Raw genomic sequence first — 19,049 nt, 5'->3', positions numbered from 1 at the left:
AAAATCTATTTTCCAAAACTGTCCAAGAGCTAATTAGTTCATGCTACTTTTCTCAATCTAGCGAAACAAACTAGTTCTTCAGGGAAAAATAAGAACCGTATTAGTGACAAAGAAGTCACGAACACGATTCCTTATGTTATTGTCAGAGCTAACACCTTTGTTCTGCTCCGCGGTTCTATTACAAATTATTCGATTCAATCCCATAATCTTCAGCAATTTTCTTCAAACTAAATCCTCGTCCGAAAACTTCACTTGCATTCATTGAAACGATAAACGCTTCTTCATCGATCGCCATGATGTTTTCCTTGATCTTAGCAAAGTCTTTTTCACTAATAACAGTCATCATCAGCATACTTGGATGTTTTTGATAGCCGCCTTCTATTGGAATCATCGTTAAGCCTTTATCCATATCGACTAAGATTTTCTCTTTGATTTCTGCATATTTTGGTGAAATGATCATGACATTTTTAGAACGAACAAAGCCGACTTGTACCATATCGACCACACGTCCGATAATGTATAAACAAATCAACGAGAATAATACAGTATCCGTATCAAATACATACAGTGCTGATAAAATCACTAAACCGTCTACAAATAAAATCGAGACACCAAGTGAAATTTTGAAATACTTATTGACGATTTGCGAAATGATCGCAGTCCCACCTGTTGAGGCATTTCCTCTAAATTCTAGTCCTAAACCAATCCCTGTCAAAAGACCGCCAAAGATAGTTGCCAGAAAAATATTGTGCGTCAAGACAGGTAGATGGGTTGTGATCCCAACAAAGAAAGGATAGATCAAACTTCCATAAATCGTTTTGATCCCGACTTCTTTTCCCAGTAGTAAAAAACAAAGAACTAATAATGGCAGATTGATCGCATATAAAACCAAAGCGGGATTAAGACCGAACAAGTAGTTAATAACCACACTGATCCCATTGGCGCCGCCAGCTACAATTTTATTTGGCAATAAAACTGAATTGATCGAGATTGCTAAAATAAGTGAACCAATCGTCACGTATAAAGTGTCTTGAATTTGTTGTTTTGTAAATTTCATTGTTATCTATTTCCTCCATTTCTAAAAATAGTGAGATTTCATTGATGAACGATAAATAAGTGCATAAAATAATATCCCCTAGTTATACTATCATGAATGACTAGAAGATATCATGAGATAATTTTAATTTTTTCTGTGACGAATATGGTAAAATTATAGAGAGGAGAAAAAGCAGCTATTTTTTTTAAATAAATGTTAGAAAACGTTGATCCCATAAATGTTCATGGTGCTGGATAATTGTTTGCGCACCTAATAAATCATTGTTTAAAGTGGTACTTAGACCACGCTTCATAAAACATGTATACCCTAGTCCATGGGCCATACGAATCGTAGTATCAACGCAATACTCTGTTTGAGCACCGCAAAATTCAAGCTCAGTGACAGATAGCTCATCTAAAAGTTCTTTTAATTTAGTTTGGAAAAAGGAGTTGGCATGCGTTTTTCCGATGTAGAAATCTTCAGCTCTGGCATCAAGTTGCTCAAATAGATGCCAGTTAGGACTTTCAACCACAAGTTCTTCATCTTCATGCTGGATAAATAAGATGGGCAAATGATTGTTTCGGTAATCGGCAATACGCTCGTTTACGCCAGTCAATACCTCATTGAGATGAAACAACTTGCTTCCAACATTTTCTAGACCTTTTTGAAGATCGATGACGATCAATGCTTTATTATTCATTATATTCTCCTTTGAGTTAATTTTTTTAAGTATACTATAAAACGAAGTTGAGTGACTTCAAAAATGACCTGTCTACTTGAACTGATCAAAAGATGTCGCACGCTCTATTTTTAGCTAATTGGGGCAGTTTCGTTTCTTTTTGACAAAATTTAAGCTAAAAGATTCTTTTTGCTCCTCTTTTTCTATATAATGATTAGTGATGGAATAATAACGGGGAAGAAAGGCGACAGTATGAAATTTAAAGAGTTGTTACAGCAAAAAACTATCCGTCCATATGTTATGGCGGCACGATTTGGATTAGAAAAGGAAAGCCAACGAACTACATTCGATGGCCAACTAGCAACAACAGATCATCCAGAAGTTTTAGGAAATCGTTCGTATCATCCATATATTCAGACTGATTTTAGCGAGTCTCAAATGGAGTTGATCACACCTGTGGCAAACTCCATTCATGAAATGATGCGTTATCTTGCAGCGATTCATGATGTAGCATTGCGTTCGATGAATAAGCACGAGATGCTTTGGCCGCTTAGTATGCCGCCAAAATTACCTTTAAAAGATGAAGATATCAAAATTGCCAAGTTAGACCAGTTTGAAGGCATTTTGTATCGTCGTTATTTAGCGAGAGAATATGGCAAACGCAAGCAAATGGTCAGCGGAATCCATTTTAATTTTGAATATGACATCGAATTGGTCAAACAGCTTTTCTCAGCACAAACAGAATATGAAACAATCGAAGAATTCAAAAATATTCTATATATGAAGGTTTCTCGTAATTATTTACGTTACCGTTGGTTGATCACCTATCTATTTGGTGCGTCTCCTGTTAGTGAATCTGGTTATTTTACTGAAAGAGAAGAGCGTCCGAAAGAACCTGTCAGAAGTATTCGCAATAGCTCATTTGGTTATAAAAATAATGAAAATGTCAAAGTATCGTATGAATCGTTACAACACTACATTGATGATATTCACCGAATGGTTGAAAATGGCATATTATCAGAAGAAAAAGAATTTTATTCAGCCGTTCGGTTACGCGGTGGGAAACAAATGGCTGATTTGCCTAAAACCGGTGTTCGTTATATTGAACTTAGAAATTTGGATTTAAATCCGTTTGCGCCATTAGGTGTGGATGAAGACTCACTTGAATTTATTCATTTGTTTATGTTGTATTTATTGTGGACAGATGAAAAAGAAGCACCGAATGATTGGGTAGCTACAGGTGATTTCTTAAATGAACAAGTCGCTTTAGGGCATCCATTTGCTCAAGTCAAACTTTTGGCAGAAGGTGACCGAATTTTTGCTGAAATGGACGAAATGATTGAAGCACTAGGTCTATTTAGAACGAAAAAATCACTGGAAGTCCACAGAGCGCAATTAAGAACCCCAGATTTAACGATTGCTGGAAAAATGTGGACGATCATTGAAAGTAATTCTAATCAGGAATTGGGAATTATTTTTGGAAAAGAATATCAAGGAATGGCGTTTGAAAGACCGTATCAATTAGCTGGCTTTAGAAATATGGAGTTATCCACACAATTGTTTTTATTTGATATTATTCAAAAAGGCGTGGAAGTTGAAATATTGGATGAACAGGAACAATTTTTAAAACTTAAACATCAGGATCATATTGAGTATGTCAAAAATGCTAATATGACTAGTAAAGATAGCTACATTGTTCCTTTGATCATGGAAAATAAAACGGTGACTAAAAAAGTCTTGGCAGAAGCAGGCTTTAATGTGCCGGCAGGTGACGAGTTTGATACGCCTGAGAGTGCGGAGCAAGCCTATGTAAAATATTCAGAAAAGGCTTTTGTGATCAAACCTAAAACGACAAACTATGGTCTGGGGATCACGATTTTTAAAGAAGGCGCCTCATTAGCTGATTATGCAGAAGCCCTGAAATTAGCATTTAAGGAAGATTCAGCTGTTTTGATTGAAGAATTCTTACCAGGAACAGAATATCGTTTCTTTGTCTTAGACGATCAAGTGCGTGCAATTATGTTACGTGTACCTGCTAACGTTGTAGGTGATGGACTGCGCTCGGTCGAGGCATTAGTAGCAGAAAAAAATCTTGACCCATTAAGAGGAACACATCATCGTTCACCATTGGAACTGATTCAGTTAGGAGATGTAGAACGTTTGATGTTAAAAGAGCAAAATCTCTTGACGACATCTGTTCCAGAAAAAGATCAAATCGTTTATCTGCGTGAAAATTCAAATGTCAGCACAGGTGGCGATTCTATCGATGTGACAGATAACTTTGATGAAAGTTATAAGCAAATCGCCATTGAAGCAGTTCAGGCTTTAGGGGCAAAAATTTGCGGAATCGATTTGATTGTACCAGACAAATCAGTTAAAGGAACCAAAAACAGCCGAACATACGGTATTATAGAGGCAAATTTCAATCCAGCAATGCATATGCATGCGTATCCGCATTCAGGTAAAGGGCGTCATTTGACAATGGATGTGTTGAAAATGTTATATCCGGAAGTATTTGAATAAGTATTGATAGAATAAGGTAAGGTAGCTTCTGATCTCGCCGCTTATTCGGATTTCGAGCCTGAGACAAAAACTGATTTTTAGTTTTGTCCCAGGCTCGACTTCTTTATTTTCATAAAAAATAAATTGACAAAGCGCTGATTAATTCCCACAATAAAAGAAGGAAAAATAAAATAATCGGGTGTAACACAGCTCAAGGAAATGTTGGAGGATCACATGAAAAAAATTTACATAGTGGAAGACGATCTGCAAATCGCAGAGACGGTTGCGACTTTCTTAAGAAAGTGGGCGTTTGAGGTACAGACAGCACTTGATTTTCAAAATGTGGCAGAAGACATACTACGTTATCAGCCAGATCTTGTTTTAATGGATATTTCCTTACCTTTGTATAATGGCTTTCATTGGTGCAGCGAATTACGGAAACAAACAGATGTGCCAATCGTCTTTTTGTCATCGGCCAACGATAATATGAATATCTTAATGGCAATGAATATGGGCGCAGATGATTTTATAGCGAAGCCCTTTGACTTACAAATACTAGTTGCTAAAATCCAAGCGATTTTACGCCGAAGTGAAATGTTGCTGACAGCTCATTGTCTGAATTATCAAGGGTTTAGTTTAGATATAGAGGCTTTTGAAGTTGGATCTGAAGAACAAACACTCTCTTTAACAATCAATGAAACGAAAATTTTAGGCATGCTTTTTCAACAGCCTGAAAAATTAGTTCCTAAGGAAAAAATCATGGAAAAATTGTGGGAAAGTGAAGAATTTATCGATGCTAATACATTGTCGGTAAATATGACACGTTTGAGAAAAAAAGTAGCGGCTATTGGTTTAGATCAACAAATCCACACAGAAAAAGGTAAAGGATATCGTTTAGGAAAAGGAGAGTAAACGCATGAAATTATTTTTTCAGTACATACTCGATAAACGTTTAGCTATTTTTGCTTATGTAGGAATTATTGGGCTATTTGGGTCGACATTTTTTCTCTATGAAATTCCATTGTCGGTGTATGCCGATGCGTTGCTTTTTTCTACGCTGCTGATCATTGTTGTAATGAGTGTTCAGTTTAGTTATTATGTTCGAAAACATCGGCAGCTCCAAGAGGGAATTCAAGCACCTAAACTCCAAAAATTTCAGAGAAAAACAACCCATTCTTTGCTAGAAAAAGAATATGAGCAGCTACTTGCAGCGGTTGAAAAAGAATATCGGGCGGAAATTGGCGCACTTGAAGCCGCAAATCAGCAGTTAATGGATTATTATAGTATGTGGAGTCATCAGATCAAAACACCGATTGCTGTGTTAAATTTAAAAATGCAGGAAAATGAGTTGGATCAGGCGATTTTAAAACAGGAATTATTTAAGGTCGATCAGTATTTGGACATGATGCTCCAATATTTGAGAATGAATCATACAGAGAATGATTTTGTTTTTGAAGAAATCGATTTGGATCAGCTGGTGAAAGATACTGTGAAAAAATATGCCGTCTTTTTTATTCATAAAAATCTTTCTTTTTCATTGGAGCCGACAAATCAAACTGTTATCAGTGATAGAAAATGGCTACAATTTGTATTAGAACAAGTGTTGTTTAATGCGATCAAGTATACAAATCAAGGCGGAATAAAAGTTTATATGAATCATGAAACGCCATTTGGACTAATCATTGAAGACACCGGCATCGGTATTTTAGCGGAAGATGCTGTTCGAGTATTTGAGCGAGGCTATACAGGTTTTAACGGTAGAACCTATCAAAAAGCATCTGGTCTAGGCTTGTTTATGAGTAAAGAGATTTTGACTAAACTAGGGCATCAAATATGTCTTTCATCAGAGGTAGGAATTGGAACCAAGGTTAAGCTAGAACTTAGCCAAAAAGTATTTGAATTGGAATGAGCGATTCCATTTTTTCGAACCTTACCTCAATGTAAGGTTGGCGGTCGAAGTGTAAGTGTTCTTTGACTGCTTTTTTGTTTATAGTGAATTTATAGACAGATTATAGGTAGGAGCGATTTTAATGGCAATGTTAGAAGTGAACCATATTCAAAAGATTTATCAAACAAGATTTAGCGGTAATCAAGTAACGGCATTAAAGGATGTTTCTTTTCAGGTAGAAGCAGGGGAATATATTGCGATTATGGGCGAATCTGGATCAGGAAAAAGTACCTTACTAAATATTTTAGCAACCTTGGATATGCCGACAAATGGGACAGTGTTACTAAATGGTGAAAACATTACAGAGATACCTGAGGGGAAATTAGCGTCATTTCGCCGTAAAAATTTAGGCTTTGTTTTTCAGGATTTTAATTTATTAGATAATTTTTCCATTAAAGATAACATCTTTTTACCATTGGTTCTATCTAAAGTTCCTGTGAATGAAATGAATCAACGGATCGAGCCTTTAGCAAAAATATTGGGAATCGATCCGTTGTTAGAAAAATACCTTACGAAATTTCTGGTGGGCAAAAGCAAAGAGTTGCAGCAGCGCGAGCTCTGATCACAAAGCCCAAACTAGTTTTAGCAGATGAGCCGACGGGCGCTTTAGATTCAAAAAGCTCTGAGAATTTACTGCAATTATTTCAAGAGGTCAATCAACAAGGTCAAACGATCGTAATGGTTACCCATAGCGCGATCGCAGCCAGTCATGCGAATCGGATTTTATTTATTAAAGATGGACAAGTCTTTCATCAATTGTATCGTGGTCAAAAATCCCATGATGAATTGCTGAATGATATTTCAAAGACAATGACGACCTTGTTAGCGAAAGGGGTCTAAAGCATGTTATATCTACGTTTAGCTTACAGCAATATCAAGAAAAATCGAGCGGTGTATCTACCGTTTTGTCTGGCAACGATTTTTACAGTGGTATTAAATATGATCATGCAGGTGATGGAGAATAATCAAGGGTTGGATCACTTGCAAGGAGCAGAGTCGTTGAAGATCATGTTTAACTTAGGTAGTAAGATCATTATGATTTTTACTGTAGTTTTTACATTTTATACACATAGCTTTTTGATGAAACGTCGTAAAAAGGAACTGGGTTTATATAATATTTTAGGGATGGATAAGAAGAATTTAACAGTGATGATGCTGTTTGAAAATCTGATTACATTAGTTGTTACACTGACGATTGGATTACTCACAGGTACTATTTTTTCTAAATTGATGTTTTTGATTTTAAAACGTCTCACTGGTTTTGGGACAGACTTTATCTATGCGTTTTCTTTTAAATCATTAGGTCAAGTCACGCTGTTATTTTTAGGTGTTTTTATGCTGACATTCTTGTATGATGCTTGGGAAGTTAGAAAAACCAAACCGATCGAATTGCTGGGGCAAGCAAGTTCTGGAGAAAAAGAACCTAAGTCGAAATGGTTGTTTAGCCTCGTTGGGCTTGTTTGTCTGAGTGTAGGCTATGGTATTTCCTTAACGATCAACTCACCAGTAGAAGCATTGTCGCAATTTTTTATTGCAGTGATTTTAGTGATCGTCGGCACATATAGCCTTTTTATCGCCGGAAGTGTTACCTTATTGAAATTGTTGAAGAAGAATAAAAAATTCTATTATAAGCCGAATAACTTCATTTCCATTTCTAGTATGATTTTTCGTATGAAACAAAATGGAGCAGGTTTAGCAACGATTTCTATTCTATGCACGATGGCATTAGTGACCATTTCTTCTACTGTTTGTTTGTATATTGGGCAGGAAAAAATGATTCAAAGTAAAAATCCATTCGAAAACTCAGTAGAGGTTGCTTTGCCAATGGAAACAACGCAACAAACTATTCGTGATGTGGTAAAAGCTCAAGGGGCAACCGAAAAAGAAGTGAAATATACCACGATTTCAGGCAATTTAGTCACGTTGAAGCAAAACGAAGATTCATTTGTTCCATTAAAAGAAGCTTTTTCAAATTATAGCAAGATTGTGGGCTTTCGTTTTTTGGCGCTGAGCGAATATAACCGATTGGAAGATAAGTCATTGGCTTTGTCTGAAGATGAGGTATATGTTTATCCAGTCACAGGTGACTATCAAGCAAAGAGTATCAAGGTTGGCAAAAAAGAATTTCAGGTAAAAAACACCCTTGAACAATTTGTGTTTGCACCAAAAGAAGAGGATGCCGTTTTAGGCTCTCTAATTCTGATACTTCCAGATGCAATGGCAAACCCAAGCTTTTATGCTGAACTTGCAGAGGATTTCAAAGAATCGGTCTTTAAATTTGTTCCGACACCTGTTTCGATCGTAGGTTTTGAATTAGCTGGTTCATTAGAACAGCGGATAGAAATATCCAATGTACTACAAGAAACATTTCAACAGATGACATCTGGCAATGAAGCGTTGGAGCGTTCGTTAACGGTCACTTCAATTGATAAAGATCGAGAAGATATGCGTTCGTTATATGGCGGATTTTTCTTCTTAGGTATTATTTTTGGGTTGAGTTTCTTAGTAGCAACAACGTTGATCATTTATTATAAGCAAGTCTCAGAAGGAAGCGATGATCGTGACCGATTTACTATTATGCAAAAAGTTGGGTTGAGTCATAAGGAGGTAAAAAAAGCGATTCAGCAACAAATCTTATTGGTATTCTTTTTGCCAATCGTTGTTGCAGTCATTCATTTAAGCTTTGCTTTTCCGATCATTAAGAAATTGTTAGTATTGTTTGGTTTGGTGAATGCTAATTTATTGATCATAACAACTGCTGTTTGTGTCTTGATTTTTTCTTTAGGATACTTCGTTATTTATTGGCGTACATCAAAAGTGTATTATCAGTTAGTCGAGAGGTAAAGAAATGAGAGGTTCAGTCCGAAAAAAGGGGCTGGCCTCTCATTTTAGTGAGTATAGAACGTGCTAATATTCCAATTCCTTAATCGCAATCGTCTGTTTCGTCTCTTCGACATCTAATCCAGTTGTCTCTTCCCACCATTGCTTCATTTCACGTTCATACGTTGTGGGAAACACTTCGACTACTTCACTCATCGTCTTCCCTTGCAACCGAGCATAAGGATAGTTCAAAATTAGGTTGTACTTAAGTTCTGTCAGCAAACTATAATATTGAAACATCATATAATGCAACGCTTCGTTATCCTGTTCTAATAACACATTTGGCGATCGATCCAACATAAAACCAAAGCTGCGCATCATAAACGTAAATGCGTCCATATGATCTGCTTCGATTTGTTCTACTTCACGTAATAATTTGATATGAGCATTCAATGCATCTGCTAAATCTTGTTTCAATAAATCTGGGTTTACCATAATAGTTCCTCCTGTTTAATGAAATAATTTATGCCAGAAACCCTTTTTGGGTTGTTCTGTTTGATTCGCTGAAGCTTCCTTTGGATATTTCTGTTCAATATCGATCGTCTCTTCATTTACCGCTTCTTTTGCAGCTAAAATCAATCCTAGAGAATCAGGTGTATTCTCAACAAAATCATTTACTACAGTAAATTTCATTTTTCGCTCGTTGATCAATTTAATATAAACAGACTGTAAATCAATTGCCATTACACCATTTAAAAGAACGGTAGCATCAGGGTGTTGATCAAGCTCCTTTGAAAAATTAGTTTTATTTTCTGTATTTTTCATCTGCGCAATCGTCATTGTTAGGTAACATCTTTCGCGGAAAGTACCCATATATTTGCGCTGTTCTTCTGGTTTTAGTAGCGGGGTGCCATACATTGCATTGTCTAAATGTTTCTGTAAGTCATCTTGTGCCATTAATTATCTAACCTGCTTCCATATATTCTTATGTCAAATTATAGCACAGAACAAGTATAAAACACCTGAAATAACTGAATTTCATTGCTAATTGAGAATGAATAAAAGCTAAAAAAGTATTGCATTTATTAAGAATTTCGCATAGACTAGGAGATAAGAATGAAAATCATTCTCAATTAGAAAAGCTGAACAAGCTCGTTCAGTTCTGAAAGAAAAATAGGAAAACATGATTGTGCCGCTTTTGGGCACGAGCAGGTTTTATCTTTTTTCCGAAGAACTAGCTTGTAAAGCTAGACAAAGAGAAAAGCTGAACAGTCTCGTTCAGCACGGACAGAAAAATAGGAAAGCATGATTGTGCTGCAGTTTGGCACAAGCAGGATTTATCTTTTTTCCGAGGTGCTAGGCTGTAAAGCTAGACAAAGAGAAAAGCTGAGCAGTCTCGTTCAGTTCTGAACATTTCATTCTAGCAATTAGAAAAACGGAGCAAGTATATGAAAAAATAGGCCTATTTGTTCTCTTACTCCTTTTGATTGTATCATCGATTTTTGTCGGAGTGAAAGATATTTCTCTGACACAATTATTTCAATGGGATTCACAGCAACAATTAGTATTGTTAACAACACGGCTGCCTCGAACGATTAGTTTGGTGATTGCTGGAAGTACGATCAGTATTTCCGGATTGATTATGCAGCATTTAACACAGAATAAATTTGTTTCACCAAGTACGGCAGGGACGATGGACAGTGCCAGGTTAGGGATTCTGGTTGTAATGATTTTTTTCCCTACAGCGCCATTGTTATTTCGCTCCTTTATCGCATTTTTATTTGCATTTGGTGGGACGTTAGCTTTTATTTATTTAACACGCTTTTTACCTGCGAAAAATCAAGTCATGATTCCACTGATCGGTGTGATGTTTGGGAATATCATTGGTTCAGTGGCGACATTTTTTGCCTATCAATTCCAGCTTGTTCAAAATATGTCTTCTTGGTTGCAGGGAAATTTTTCTACTGTGATGAAAGGCAATTATGAACTTCTTTATTTGACGATACCATTATTGATCGTTACCTATCTTTTTGCGTATCGTTTTACGGTCGTCGGGATGGGTGAAGATATGGCGACAAATTTGGGATTGAATTATCAGCGAATTCAGCTATTTGGTTTAGGGATCGTGGCTTTATCTAGTGCAGTTGTCTTGATCATGGTTGGGAATATTCCGTTTTTAGGTGTGATCGTTCCTAATCTGGTATCGATGCGTTACGGCGATCATATGAAAAATACACTGGCAATCACAGCAGTTGGTGGAAGTATCTTTTTACTAGCGTGTGATGTGTTAGCCCGTGTGGTGATTGCGCCCTATGAAGTGCCCGTGAGCGTTGTAGTAGGTGTGCTAGGCAGCTTTATCTTTATCGCATTATTGATGAGGAGGAAAACAGCATGAAAAAATTCTTCCAGTCATCAGCGGTGAAAATCATCTTATTATTGATTGCCGTGATTGCGGTGTGTGCTTTGTATTTGTCTTATAAAACTTATGGAAATTGGGCCTTTGCGTTAGAGCTTAGAGGGAAGAAGTTATTCGCTTTTGTATTCGTCGGGGTGGCTGCAACATTTTCAACGATCAGTTTTCAAACGATGACGCAGAACCACTTTTTAACGCCAAATATTTTAGGCTTGGATTCATTATATGTATTTATTCAAACTTTACTATTTTTCTTTTTAGGTGGGCAACAACTTTTAGGCAATGAAACGATTGCTACTTTCTTATTGAATGTTTTGCTGATGGTAAGTGCCAGTATTATGTTGTCTCGCTTCTTATTGAAAAAAGGTGGGAACGATCTGTTTTTATTATTGATGATCGGGATTATTTTAGGAACATTTTTCAATAGTATCAGTACATTTCTCCAAGTTGTGATGGATCCGAATGAATATGATTTGCTGCAAGGAAAATTATTTGCCAGTTTTGGCAATGTGAATAGTCAGCATCTGTTGATTGCTGGGATTTTGATCACGTTATTAGTAGGATTTTTATGGTTCAGAAGTCATGCGCTGGATGTTTTGCATTTAGGTAATGAACAGGCAACTAGTTTAGGGATCAATGTTCCGAGATTTCAGTTTGTGTTATTGACTGTAATCAGTGGTTTGATAGGATTATCGACAGCTTTGGTAGGGCCTGTGACCTTTCTCGGGTTTATTGTTGCCAATATGAGTTATCAATTAATGGGTACCTATCGACATCGTGAGTTATTTTTAGGTGGTAGTTTGTTGTCCATCCTTTTGTTAGTATTTGGTCAGTTTCTTGTAGAGCAAGTGTTTCAGTTGAATACGACGTTAAGTATTGTGATCGAATTTGGCGGCGGTGTCTATTTTGTTGGAAAGATTATTAGTGAAAGGAAGCAACGCAGATGATCGAAATCAAAAATGTTTCAAAAAGATATGGTGAAAAGATTGTGGTTTCAGAGGTTCAATTGCCGATTACAGAGCAAAAATTGACCGCTTTTATCGGTCCAAATGGAGCAGGGAAAAGTACGTTGCTTTCAATGATGAGTCGCTTGATTCCCAAAGATACTGGTGAAATTTATTTAGATCACAACGAAGTAAAGACTTGGAAACAAAGCGAACTGTCTAAAAAGTTATCGATTTTAAAACAAACAAATGGTATCAATCTGAAAATCACGGTTCGAGAGCTAGTTAATTTTGGGCGTTTTCCTTATAGTAAAGGGCGCTTGAAAAAAGAAGATCATGAAAAAGTCGAAGAAGCGATGGAAAATCTTGGTTTATTGGATTTAGCGGATGAACTGATCGATACCTTGTCAGGTGGCCAATTACAGCGAGTATATATTGCCATGGTTTTAGCGCAGGATACGGATTATATTTTATTGGATGAGCCTTTAAACAATTTAGATATGAACTTTGCGGTTCAAATGATGCAGACATTACGACGCTTAGTGGATGAATTTGGTAAAACAGTCATCATCGTACTTCACGATATCAATTTTGCAGCTAGTTATGCAGATGAGATTGTAGCGATGAAAGATGGTCGTTTATTTACTCATGGTAGTACGGATGACATTATCCAATCAGAAGTGTTGAATAAACTTTATGATATGAATATCCGAATTTGTGAGATTGAAGGAAAAAGATTTTGTATGTATTTTAGCTAGATCAAAAGAAAAGCGTAACATGTTCGTTCAGCTTTTGAGCAAATTAGCAGAAAAAAGCTTTAATCTATTGTAGAAAAATTTAAAAACATTAATGAAACTGGGGGAAATAAAATGAAAAAGAAATTCTTAGCAATTGCAACGGTATCAATGATCGCACTTCTTACTTTAGGTGCATGTGGCAACAATGGGAAAAAAGCGACAGATGGTTCAGCTTCGAAAGAATCAAGTTCTGATGTAGCAACAACAATCACAGTAAAAGATTCAAATGGTTCAGTAGAAGTACCTAAAAATCCTAAAAAAGTTGTTGTTTTTGACAATGGATCACTAGATACAATGGACGCACTAGGTGTTGGCGATACAGTTGTCGGTGCTCCAACAAAGAATTTACCTGAGTATTTAGCTGACTACAAAAAAGTAGAATCAGCTGGTGGGATCAAAGAACCGGATTTAGAAAAAATCAATCAACTAAAACCTGATATGATCATTATTTCAGGACGTCAAAAAGATTTCCAAGATAAACTAGAAAAAATCGCTCCAACCATTTATCTATCAGTAGATGCTAAAGATACATGGAATTCTACAAAGAAAAATATTGAAACATTAGCTGAAATTTTCGATAAAAAAGATGAAGCGAAAACAAAAATTACTGATTTAGAAAAAGAAATTGCAGATGTTAAAGAAAAAGCTGAAGCAAGTGATGACAAAGCGCTAGTTGTTTTAGTAAACGAAGGACAACTTTCAGCGTATGGCACAGGTTCTCGTTTCGGTATCGTTCATGATACATTCGGCTTCAAGCAAGCAGATGATGCAATTGAAGCATCCACTCATGGCCAAAGCGTTTCTTACGAATATGTCTTAGAAAAAAATCCAGATATCTTGTTTGTTGTTGACCGTACGAAAGCAATCGGTGGCGATGATACGAATGATAATGTAGAAAGTAATGAATTGGTAAAACAAACCAATGCAGGGAAAAACGGCAAAGTAATTTCTTTACAACCTGACGTTTGGTACTTAAGCGGTGGTGGATTAGAGTCTACGCACTTGATGATTGAAGATGTACAAAAAGCGTTGAAATAGAAAAATAAAATAGTCTCACATTCATATTATCGATCAGAAAATGGAATGTGGGTCTATTTTTTGCCAAATATCATAAATTCTAATGATTTTATCTAGTGAAAATGAATAGTGGGTGATTAATAAATTTTTAATACCTATATTGACGCTGCTTCTCTATATATGCTACAATCCTTATAATACATTATCTATTAAAATTAAATGTGAAGATAAGGAAAGTATTTTTCAGATAACTTAAAGAGAGTCTCGGTTGGTGGAAAGAGACAGTGAATATGGAAAAGAAAATGGCCTTTGAACAAATTGATCGAACACGTTAAGATCAATTCAGGTGCGCCTGTTATAGCGCCTCAGTATGATTGTACTGAAAGAGTGGGCTTATTATGTAAGTCAATTGAAGGTGGTACCGCGAAAGTTTAAAACTCTCGTCCTTTTATTAGGATGAGAGTTTTTTGTTGTGAATCACTACGACTGGCTCCGCCAGAGTAGATGATGAACAATACTTGGCGACCAAAGGGAGAGAAGTTACCATACTAGTGAATCACGGTCCACCGTTTCTAGCTCAGCACATTCTAAGAGCCAAACTCAAAGAATAGAAGAACTCTGACTGGGCTTCGCCAGAGTAGATGATGAACAATACTTGGCGACCAAAGGGAGAGAAGTTACCATACTAGTGAATCACGGTCCACCGTTTCTAGCTCAGCACATTCTAAGAGCAAAAACTCGAAGAATGAAAGGCCTCTGACAGGTGCTCCGCCAGAGTAGAAGATGAACAATACAAGGCGTGCAAAATCAGACTAGGAATCATCACAAAGCCTCATACAAATGAACAAGGACCGCTTATTTTCAATATTCACAGCATGGTAGGGGTAGTTTAATGTATACAGATACCGAAGGGGGAAATAAAATGAAGAAAAAATTATTAGTCGTAAGCGCAGTATTAACGGGATTATTACTAACAGCTTGCGGAGGCAACGACAAAAAAGAAACAACAAAAAGTGAAGAGGGAGCAGTTGCGGCTAGTCAAAAAATCGAGATCAGTTCGCCAACGCCACTTTCAACATTAGACACAACACAGACAATGGATAAAAACACCTTTACAATCGTTCAGCATCTGTTTGAAGGCTTGTATCGCTTTGATGACGATAGCACGCCAATTCCAGGACTAGCAGAAAAGGTTGAGACAAGTGAAGATGGTTTAAGTTATAAATTTACATTAAAAGATGATATCAAATGGAGTAATGGTGAACCGATCACTGCACAAGATTTTCTGTATTCATGGAAAAAATTAGTAACACCTGCAACAATTGGTCCAAACGCATACTTGTTAGACAATGTAAAAAATAGTAAAGCAATTCGCAACGGTGAAAAATCAGTAGATGAAATAGGACTTTCTGCGCCAAGCGATAAAGAGTTTGAAGTGACGTTAGAACAAGCGCAGCCCTCATTTTTAACCGTTGCTTCAATTGGCTGGTTAGCGCCACAAAATCAAGCGTATGTTGAAAAACAAGGCAAAGACTACGCAACAGACAGCGAGCATTTACTTTATAGTGGTCCGTTTATCTTAACAGATTGGGATGCATCATCAGATACATGGACATTAAAGAAAAATCCTGAGTATTACGATGCAGATAAAGTGAAATTAGAAGAAGTTAAAGTCAATACCATTAAAGAAGAAAACACAGGGATCAATTTATATCAATCAAACGAATTGGATTTAGTCCGAATCAGTGGTCAATATGTGCAACAATATAGCGATGAAGCAGGATACGTAACGCATTCTGATGTAGCCAATTACTACTTAGATTTCAATAAAAAAACAGGTACTGCTCCTGATAATCTTCATTTACGAAAAGCAATCGCACAAGCAATCGACAAAGATGCGTTAACGAAAAGTGTGCTAAACGATGGTTCGAAACCATTGAACGGTTTGATTCCAAGTGGGCTCTATAAAAATCCCGAAACTTCTGAGGATTTCAGAAAATTCAGTGGGGATCATTCAGTATACGATGTGAAAAAGGCCCAAGTTGAATGGGAAAAGGCTAAAGCGGATCTAGGTGATAAGATCAAGCTATCTCTTTTAGTTTCTGACGACGATAATGGGAAGAAAATCTCTGAATATGTGCAGAGTCAATTGCAAGAAAACTTAAAAGGTCTAGAAATTACTATCAATGCGCAACCGAAAAACAATGTTTTACAAACACGTAAAGATAAAGACTATGAACTTTCATTGTCAGGCTGGATTGCTGGTAGTAGTGATTTGGATTCTTATTTTAACTTATACGCTGGAGAATCGGCATATAACTATGGTTCATACAAAAATGCTGACTATGATAAATTGATTACAGACGCACGCACGGTCAATGCAAATACACCAAATAAACAGTTTGATGACTATAAAAAGGCCGAAGATATTTTATTGGATCAAGATGCTGCCCAAGTGCCGCTTTATCAAAGTGCGTCTAACTACTTGATCAATCCAAAAATCAAAGGAATTAGCTATCACTTATATGGTGACTATTTCAACCTTAGAACGGCTTATTTAGAGGATTAACCAGCTTCACGAACTTGTTTGAAAAGAGGAATAAAATAATGAGTCGATTATTAGAACGATTTATCCGATATGTAAAAGTCAACACTCGCTCAGATGCAGCAAGTCAGACAGTTCCGACAACACCAGGGCAAGTGGACTTTGCAAGAATCATTGAAAAGGAATTAGCAGAAATTGGACTTTCTGATATTCACTACAATGAAAAAAATGGTTTCTTAACGGCTGCTTTACCTGCCACCACAAATGAGAAGATACCGACGATTGGGTTTATTGCACATTTGGATACAGCTGATTACAACGCTTGGAATATTCAGCCTAACATTTTTCCAAATTACGATGGTCAAGATGTTGTATTGAATGAAAAACTTGGAATCATCATGGCAACTGAAGAGTTTCCCAATCTGAAAGAGTATATCGGTCAAACCTTGATCACAACAGATGGAACGACCCTTTTAGGAGCGGACGATAAAGCTGGAATCGTAGAAATTTTAGATGCAGTTGAGTATCTATTGGCCCATCCTGAAATTCCTCATGGAAAAGTCCTACTTGCGTTTGGACCAGATGAAGAAATTGGACGTGGCGCTGATCGTTTTGATGCACCGAATTTTCCAGCAGCATTTGCTTATACAATAGACAGTGGAAGAGTCGGCTGCTTTGAATACGAAACATTTAATGCGGCACAAGCTGTGATCACGATCGAAGGGACAAGTGTCCATCCAGGAACAGCGTATGGAACAATGGTCAATGCAATCAAATTGGGTGAGAAAATAGATGCCAAATTACCTCAAGCGGAAGTTCCGGAAAAAACACGTGGACATGAAGGATTTTATTTACTGACAAAATTTGTTGGAAGCTTAGACCATGCTGAGTTGACGTATATCATTCGGGATCATGACAAGAACCTTTTCCACCAAAGAAAACAACAGCTTGCGGATATCGTTGGTGAATTAAATAAATCATTCGACAAAGAACGGATCAGGATCGACTTTCTAGATCAGTATTACAACATGAAAGAGATCATCGAAAAAGACATGACCCCTGTAGAACTAGCTGTTAAAGCAATGGAAAATCTAGGGATCGAACCGGATATCCAACCCTTTCGCGGCGGAACAGATGGATCGAAAATCTCGTTTATGGGTATTCCCACCCCTAATTTATTTACAGGCGGTGAGAATTTCCATGGGCAATATGAGTTTATTACACTAGAGTCAATGGAATTAGCTGCAAAAACAATTGTAGAAATCATTAAAGAAAATACGAGTAAATCAAGAGTTTAAGAGAAAAAGTCGATTTTTATATAAAAAATAGTTGACAAGATTAGAATTTTCTAATATGATTATCCTCAATAACAAAGCTTTGAGAAAGAGGAGTAACAACACTGGAACTTTTCAGAGAGCTGATGGGACTGCGAATCAGTAAGGGATGGGTTGTGAATGGACTTTCGAGCGAAATGTTGAATCTCAGTAGGCATTTTCGGGAACTCCCGTTATAGAGTAAGGTCGTTGATAGACGACTGATAAGAGGAAAGAATTTCTTTCAAACTTGAGGTGGCACCGTGAATTTTTCGCCCTCAAACCACAGATTTTGTGTGGTTTGGGGGCTTATTTTATTGTAAAGAATGAAAAAAAGTGATTTACAATAAAAGCTGTGTTAAGGAGAGAGAAGTAACTATACTAGGAATCATCAAACACTCTGATCCCAAATGATCAATAGTGAACAGCGATTCCAAGGTTACGAAAAAGAATTTTTTTCATTGAGGTGGTACCGTGGATACTATTATTCGCCCTCACAAAACAGATCGAGGTCTGCTTTGTGAGGGCTTTTTGCTGTGAATCACTACGATTGGCTATGCCAGAGTAGATGATGAACAGTACTTGTCGAGCAAAGCGAGAGAAGTAACCGTACTAGGAAACACTACGAAAGCTTCGCCAGAGTAGATGATGAACAGTACTTGTCGAACAAAGCGAGAGAAGTAACCGTACTAGGAAACACTGCGACAGGCTTCACCAGAGTAGATGATGAACAGTACTTGTCGAGCAAAGCGAGAGAAGTAACCGTACTAGGAAACACTACGAAAGGCTTCGCCAGAGTAGATGATGAACAGTACTTGTCGAGCAAAGTGAGAGAAGTAACCATACTAGGAATCACTACGATAGCTTCGCCAGAGTAGATGATGAACAGTACTTGTCGAGCAAAGCGAGAGAAGTAACCATACTAGGAAACACTACGATAGGCTTCGCCAGAATAGATGATGAACAGTACTTGTCGAGCAAAGCGAGAGAACTTTCATTACTAGAGAATCACATATTCTGTCAAACTCTTAAACA

At 37.0% G+C, this 19,049-nt stretch carries 15 protein-coding genes, 1 pseudogene and 2 other annotated features; of the genes and pseudogenes, 12 read left to right on the top strand and 4 right to left on the bottom strand.

What is annotated here, in order from left to right; translation table 11 throughout:
- Window positions 1-178: 178 nt before the first annotated feature.
- Together V192_RS0106705 and V192_RS0106700 are read right to left on the bottom strand one after the other, a co-directional pair.
- A complete protein-coding gene (locus tag V192_RS0106705; protein ID WP_025870223.1) occupies window positions 179-1,057 on the bottom strand; it encodes a YitT family protein in 879 nt (292 codons plus the stop codon).
- A 184-nt stretch (window positions 1,058-1,241) separates the two neighbouring features.
- Complete coding sequence (locus V192_RS0106700) at window positions 1,242-1,736, bottom strand: cysteine hydrolase family protein (RefSeq protein ID WP_025870221.1); 495 nt, start codon at window positions 1,734-1,736, stop codon at window positions 1,242-1,244.
- 231 nt (window positions 1,737-1,967) lie between these two features.
- Here V192_RS0106700 and gshAB point away from each other — a divergent pair, with 231 nt between their 5' ends.
- From gshAB to V192_RS0106675, 5 genes and pseudogenes are all read left to right on the top strand, one after another.
- Window positions 1,968-4,238 (top strand): bifunctional glutamate--cysteine ligase/glutathione synthetase, encoded by a 2,271-nt coding sequence (gshAB, locus tag V192_RS0106695; RefSeq protein ID WP_025870219.1) that lies wholly within the window; start codon window positions 1,968-1,970, stop codon window positions 4,236-4,238.
- Window positions 4,239-4,451: 213 nt separating this feature from the next.
- The gene (locus V192_RS0106690; RefSeq protein ID WP_025870217.1) at window positions 4,452-5,129 is read left to right on the top strand and encodes a response regulator transcription factor; all 678 of its coding nucleotides are present in this window, start codon (window positions 4,452-4,454) and stop codon (window positions 5,127-5,129) included.
- A 4-nt stretch (window positions 5,130-5,133) separates the two neighbouring features.
- Window positions 5,134-6,126, top strand: coding sequence for a sensor histidine kinase (locus V192_RS0106685; RefSeq protein ID WP_025870215.1), 993 nt, complete (start codon window positions 5,134-5,136; stop codon window positions 6,124-6,126).
- 121 nt (window positions 6,127-6,247) lie between these two features.
- Window positions 6,248-7,005 (top strand): annotated as a pseudogene (locus tag V192_RS19530) (ABC transporter ATP-binding protein).
- Between the two features lie 3 nt (window positions 7,006-7,008).
- Window positions 7,009-9,009 carry an ABC transporter permease gene (locus V192_RS0106675; RefSeq protein WP_025870213.1) on the top strand — a complete coding sequence of 667 codons (2,001 nt, stop codon included), beginning with the start codon at window positions 7,009-7,011 and terminating at the stop codon, window positions 9,007-9,009.
- A 63-nt stretch (window positions 9,010-9,072) separates the two neighbouring features.
- Here V192_RS0106675 and V192_RS0106670 read toward each other — a convergent pair whose 3' ends face one another.
- Entirely contained in the window at window positions 9,073-9,480 is a 408-nt protein-coding gene (locus V192_RS0106670; RefSeq protein ID WP_025870211.1) for a hypothetical protein, read from the bottom strand.
- A 15-nt stretch (window positions 9,481-9,495) separates the two neighbouring features.
- A complete protein-coding gene (locus V192_RS0106665) occupies window positions 9,496-9,942 on the bottom strand; it encodes a YueI family protein (RefSeq protein ID WP_025870209.1) in 447 nt (148 codons plus the stop codon).
- Between the two features lie 469 nt (window positions 9,943-10,411).
- On the opposite strand from V192_RS0106665, the gene fitA reads away from it, so the two are divergent.
- The 7 genes from fitA to V192_RS0106630 all read left to right on the top strand — a co-directional run bounded on the left by fitA (window position 10,412) and on the right by V192_RS0106630 (window position 18,892).
- On the top strand, window positions 10,412-11,380 hold the full coding sequence (gene fitA, locus V192_RS0106660) for an iron chelate ABC transporter permease FitA (RefSeq protein ID WP_029948158.1): 969 nt from the start codon (window positions 10,412-10,414) through the stop codon (window positions 11,378-11,380).
- Window positions 11,377-12,345, top strand: coding sequence for an iron chelate uptake ABC transporter family permease subunit FitB (gene fitB / locus V192_RS0106655; protein WP_025870205.1), 969 nt, complete (start codon window positions 11,377-11,379; stop codon window positions 12,343-12,345). Before fitA ends, fitB begins: the two co-directional genes overlap by 4 nt.
- A complete protein-coding gene (gene fitC / locus V192_RS0106650) occupies window positions 12,342-13,100 on the top strand; it encodes an iron chelate ABC transporter ATP-binding protein FitD (RefSeq protein WP_025870202.1) in 759 nt (252 codons plus the stop codon). Before fitB ends, fitC begins: the two co-directional genes overlap by 4 nt.
- A 111-nt stretch (window positions 13,101-13,211) precedes the next feature.
- Window positions 13,212-14,177 carry an iron chelate ABC transporter substrate-binding protein FitD gene (fitD, locus tag V192_RS0106645; RefSeq protein WP_025870199.1) on the top strand — a complete coding sequence of 322 codons (966 nt, stop codon included), beginning with the start codon at window positions 13,212-13,214 and terminating at the stop codon, window positions 14,175-14,177.
- Window positions 14,178-14,371: 194 nt separating this feature from the next.
- Window positions 14,372-14,607: a binding site (T-box leader), on the top strand.
- Between the two features lie 471 nt (window positions 14,608-15,078).
- Entirely contained in the window at window positions 15,079-16,725 is a 1,647-nt protein-coding gene (locus V192_RS0106640; RefSeq protein ID WP_025870197.1) for a peptide ABC transporter substrate-binding protein, read from the top strand.
- 38 nt (window positions 16,726-16,763) lie between these two features.
- Window positions 16,764-17,999, top strand: coding sequence for a peptidase T (gene pepT, locus V192_RS0106635; RefSeq protein WP_025870195.1), 1,236 nt, complete (start codon window positions 16,764-16,766; stop codon window positions 17,997-17,999).
- A gap of 70 nt (window positions 18,000-18,069) precedes the next feature.
- Window positions 18,070-18,297: a binding site (T-box leader), on the top strand.
- Between the two features lie 376 nt (window positions 18,298-18,673).
- Window positions 18,674-18,892, top strand: a complete 219-nt coding sequence (locus tag V192_RS0106630; protein WP_025870193.1) for a hypothetical protein — start codon at window positions 18,674-18,676, stop codon at window positions 18,890-18,892.
- Window positions 18,893-19,049: the final 157 nt, after the last annotated feature.

This window comes from Enterococcus crotali, from assembly GCF_000633635.1.
Classification (GTDB): Bacteria; Bacillota; Bacilli; order Lactobacillales; family Enterococcaceae; genus Enterococcus_L; species Enterococcus_L crotali.
This window is presented reverse-complemented; position numbering and strand designations above follow the sequence as displayed.

Coding starts and splice junctions, on each gene's coding strand:
- V192_RS0106705 (WP_025870223.1), bottom strand. CDS start 1,057: ATGAAATTTACAAAACAACAAATTCAAGACACTTTATACGTGACGATT.
- V192_RS0106700 (WP_025870221.1), bottom strand. CDS start 1,736: ATGAATAATAAAGCATTGATCGTCATCGATCTTCAAAAAGGTCTAGAA.
- gshAB (WP_025870219.1), top strand. CDS start 1,968: ATGAAATTTAAAGAGTTGTTACAGCAAAAAACTATCCGTCCATATGTT.
- V192_RS0106690 (WP_025870217.1), top strand. CDS start 4,452: ATGAAAAAAATTTACATAGTGGAAGACGATCTGCAAATCGCAGAGACG.
- V192_RS0106685 (WP_025870215.1), top strand. CDS start 5,134: ATGAAATTATTTTTTCAGTACATACTCGATAAACGTTTAGCTATTTTT.
- V192_RS0106675 (WP_025870213.1), top strand. CDS start 7,009: ATGTTATATCTACGTTTAGCTTACAGCAATATCAAGAAAAATCGAGCG.
- V192_RS0106670 (WP_025870211.1), bottom strand. CDS start 9,480: ATGGTAAACCCAGATTTATTGAAACAAGATTTAGCAGATGCATTGAAT.
- V192_RS0106665 (WP_025870209.1), bottom strand. CDS start 9,942: ATGGCACAAGATGACTTACAGAAACATTTAGACAATGCAATGTATGGC.
- fitB (WP_025870205.1), top strand. CDS start 11,377: ATGAAAAAATTCTTCCAGTCATCAGCGGTGAAAATCATCTTATTATTG.
- fitC (WP_025870202.1), top strand. CDS start 12,342: ATGATCGAAATCAAAAATGTTTCAAAAAGATATGGTGAAAAGATTGTG.
- fitD (WP_025870199.1), top strand. CDS start 13,212: ATGAAAAAGAAATTCTTAGCAATTGCAACGGTATCAATGATCGCACTT.
- V192_RS0106640 (WP_025870197.1), top strand. CDS start 15,079: ATGAAGAAAAAATTATTAGTCGTAAGCGCAGTATTAACGGGATTATTA.
- pepT (WP_025870195.1), top strand. CDS start 16,764: ATGAGTCGATTATTAGAACGATTTATCCGATATGTAAAAGTCAACACT.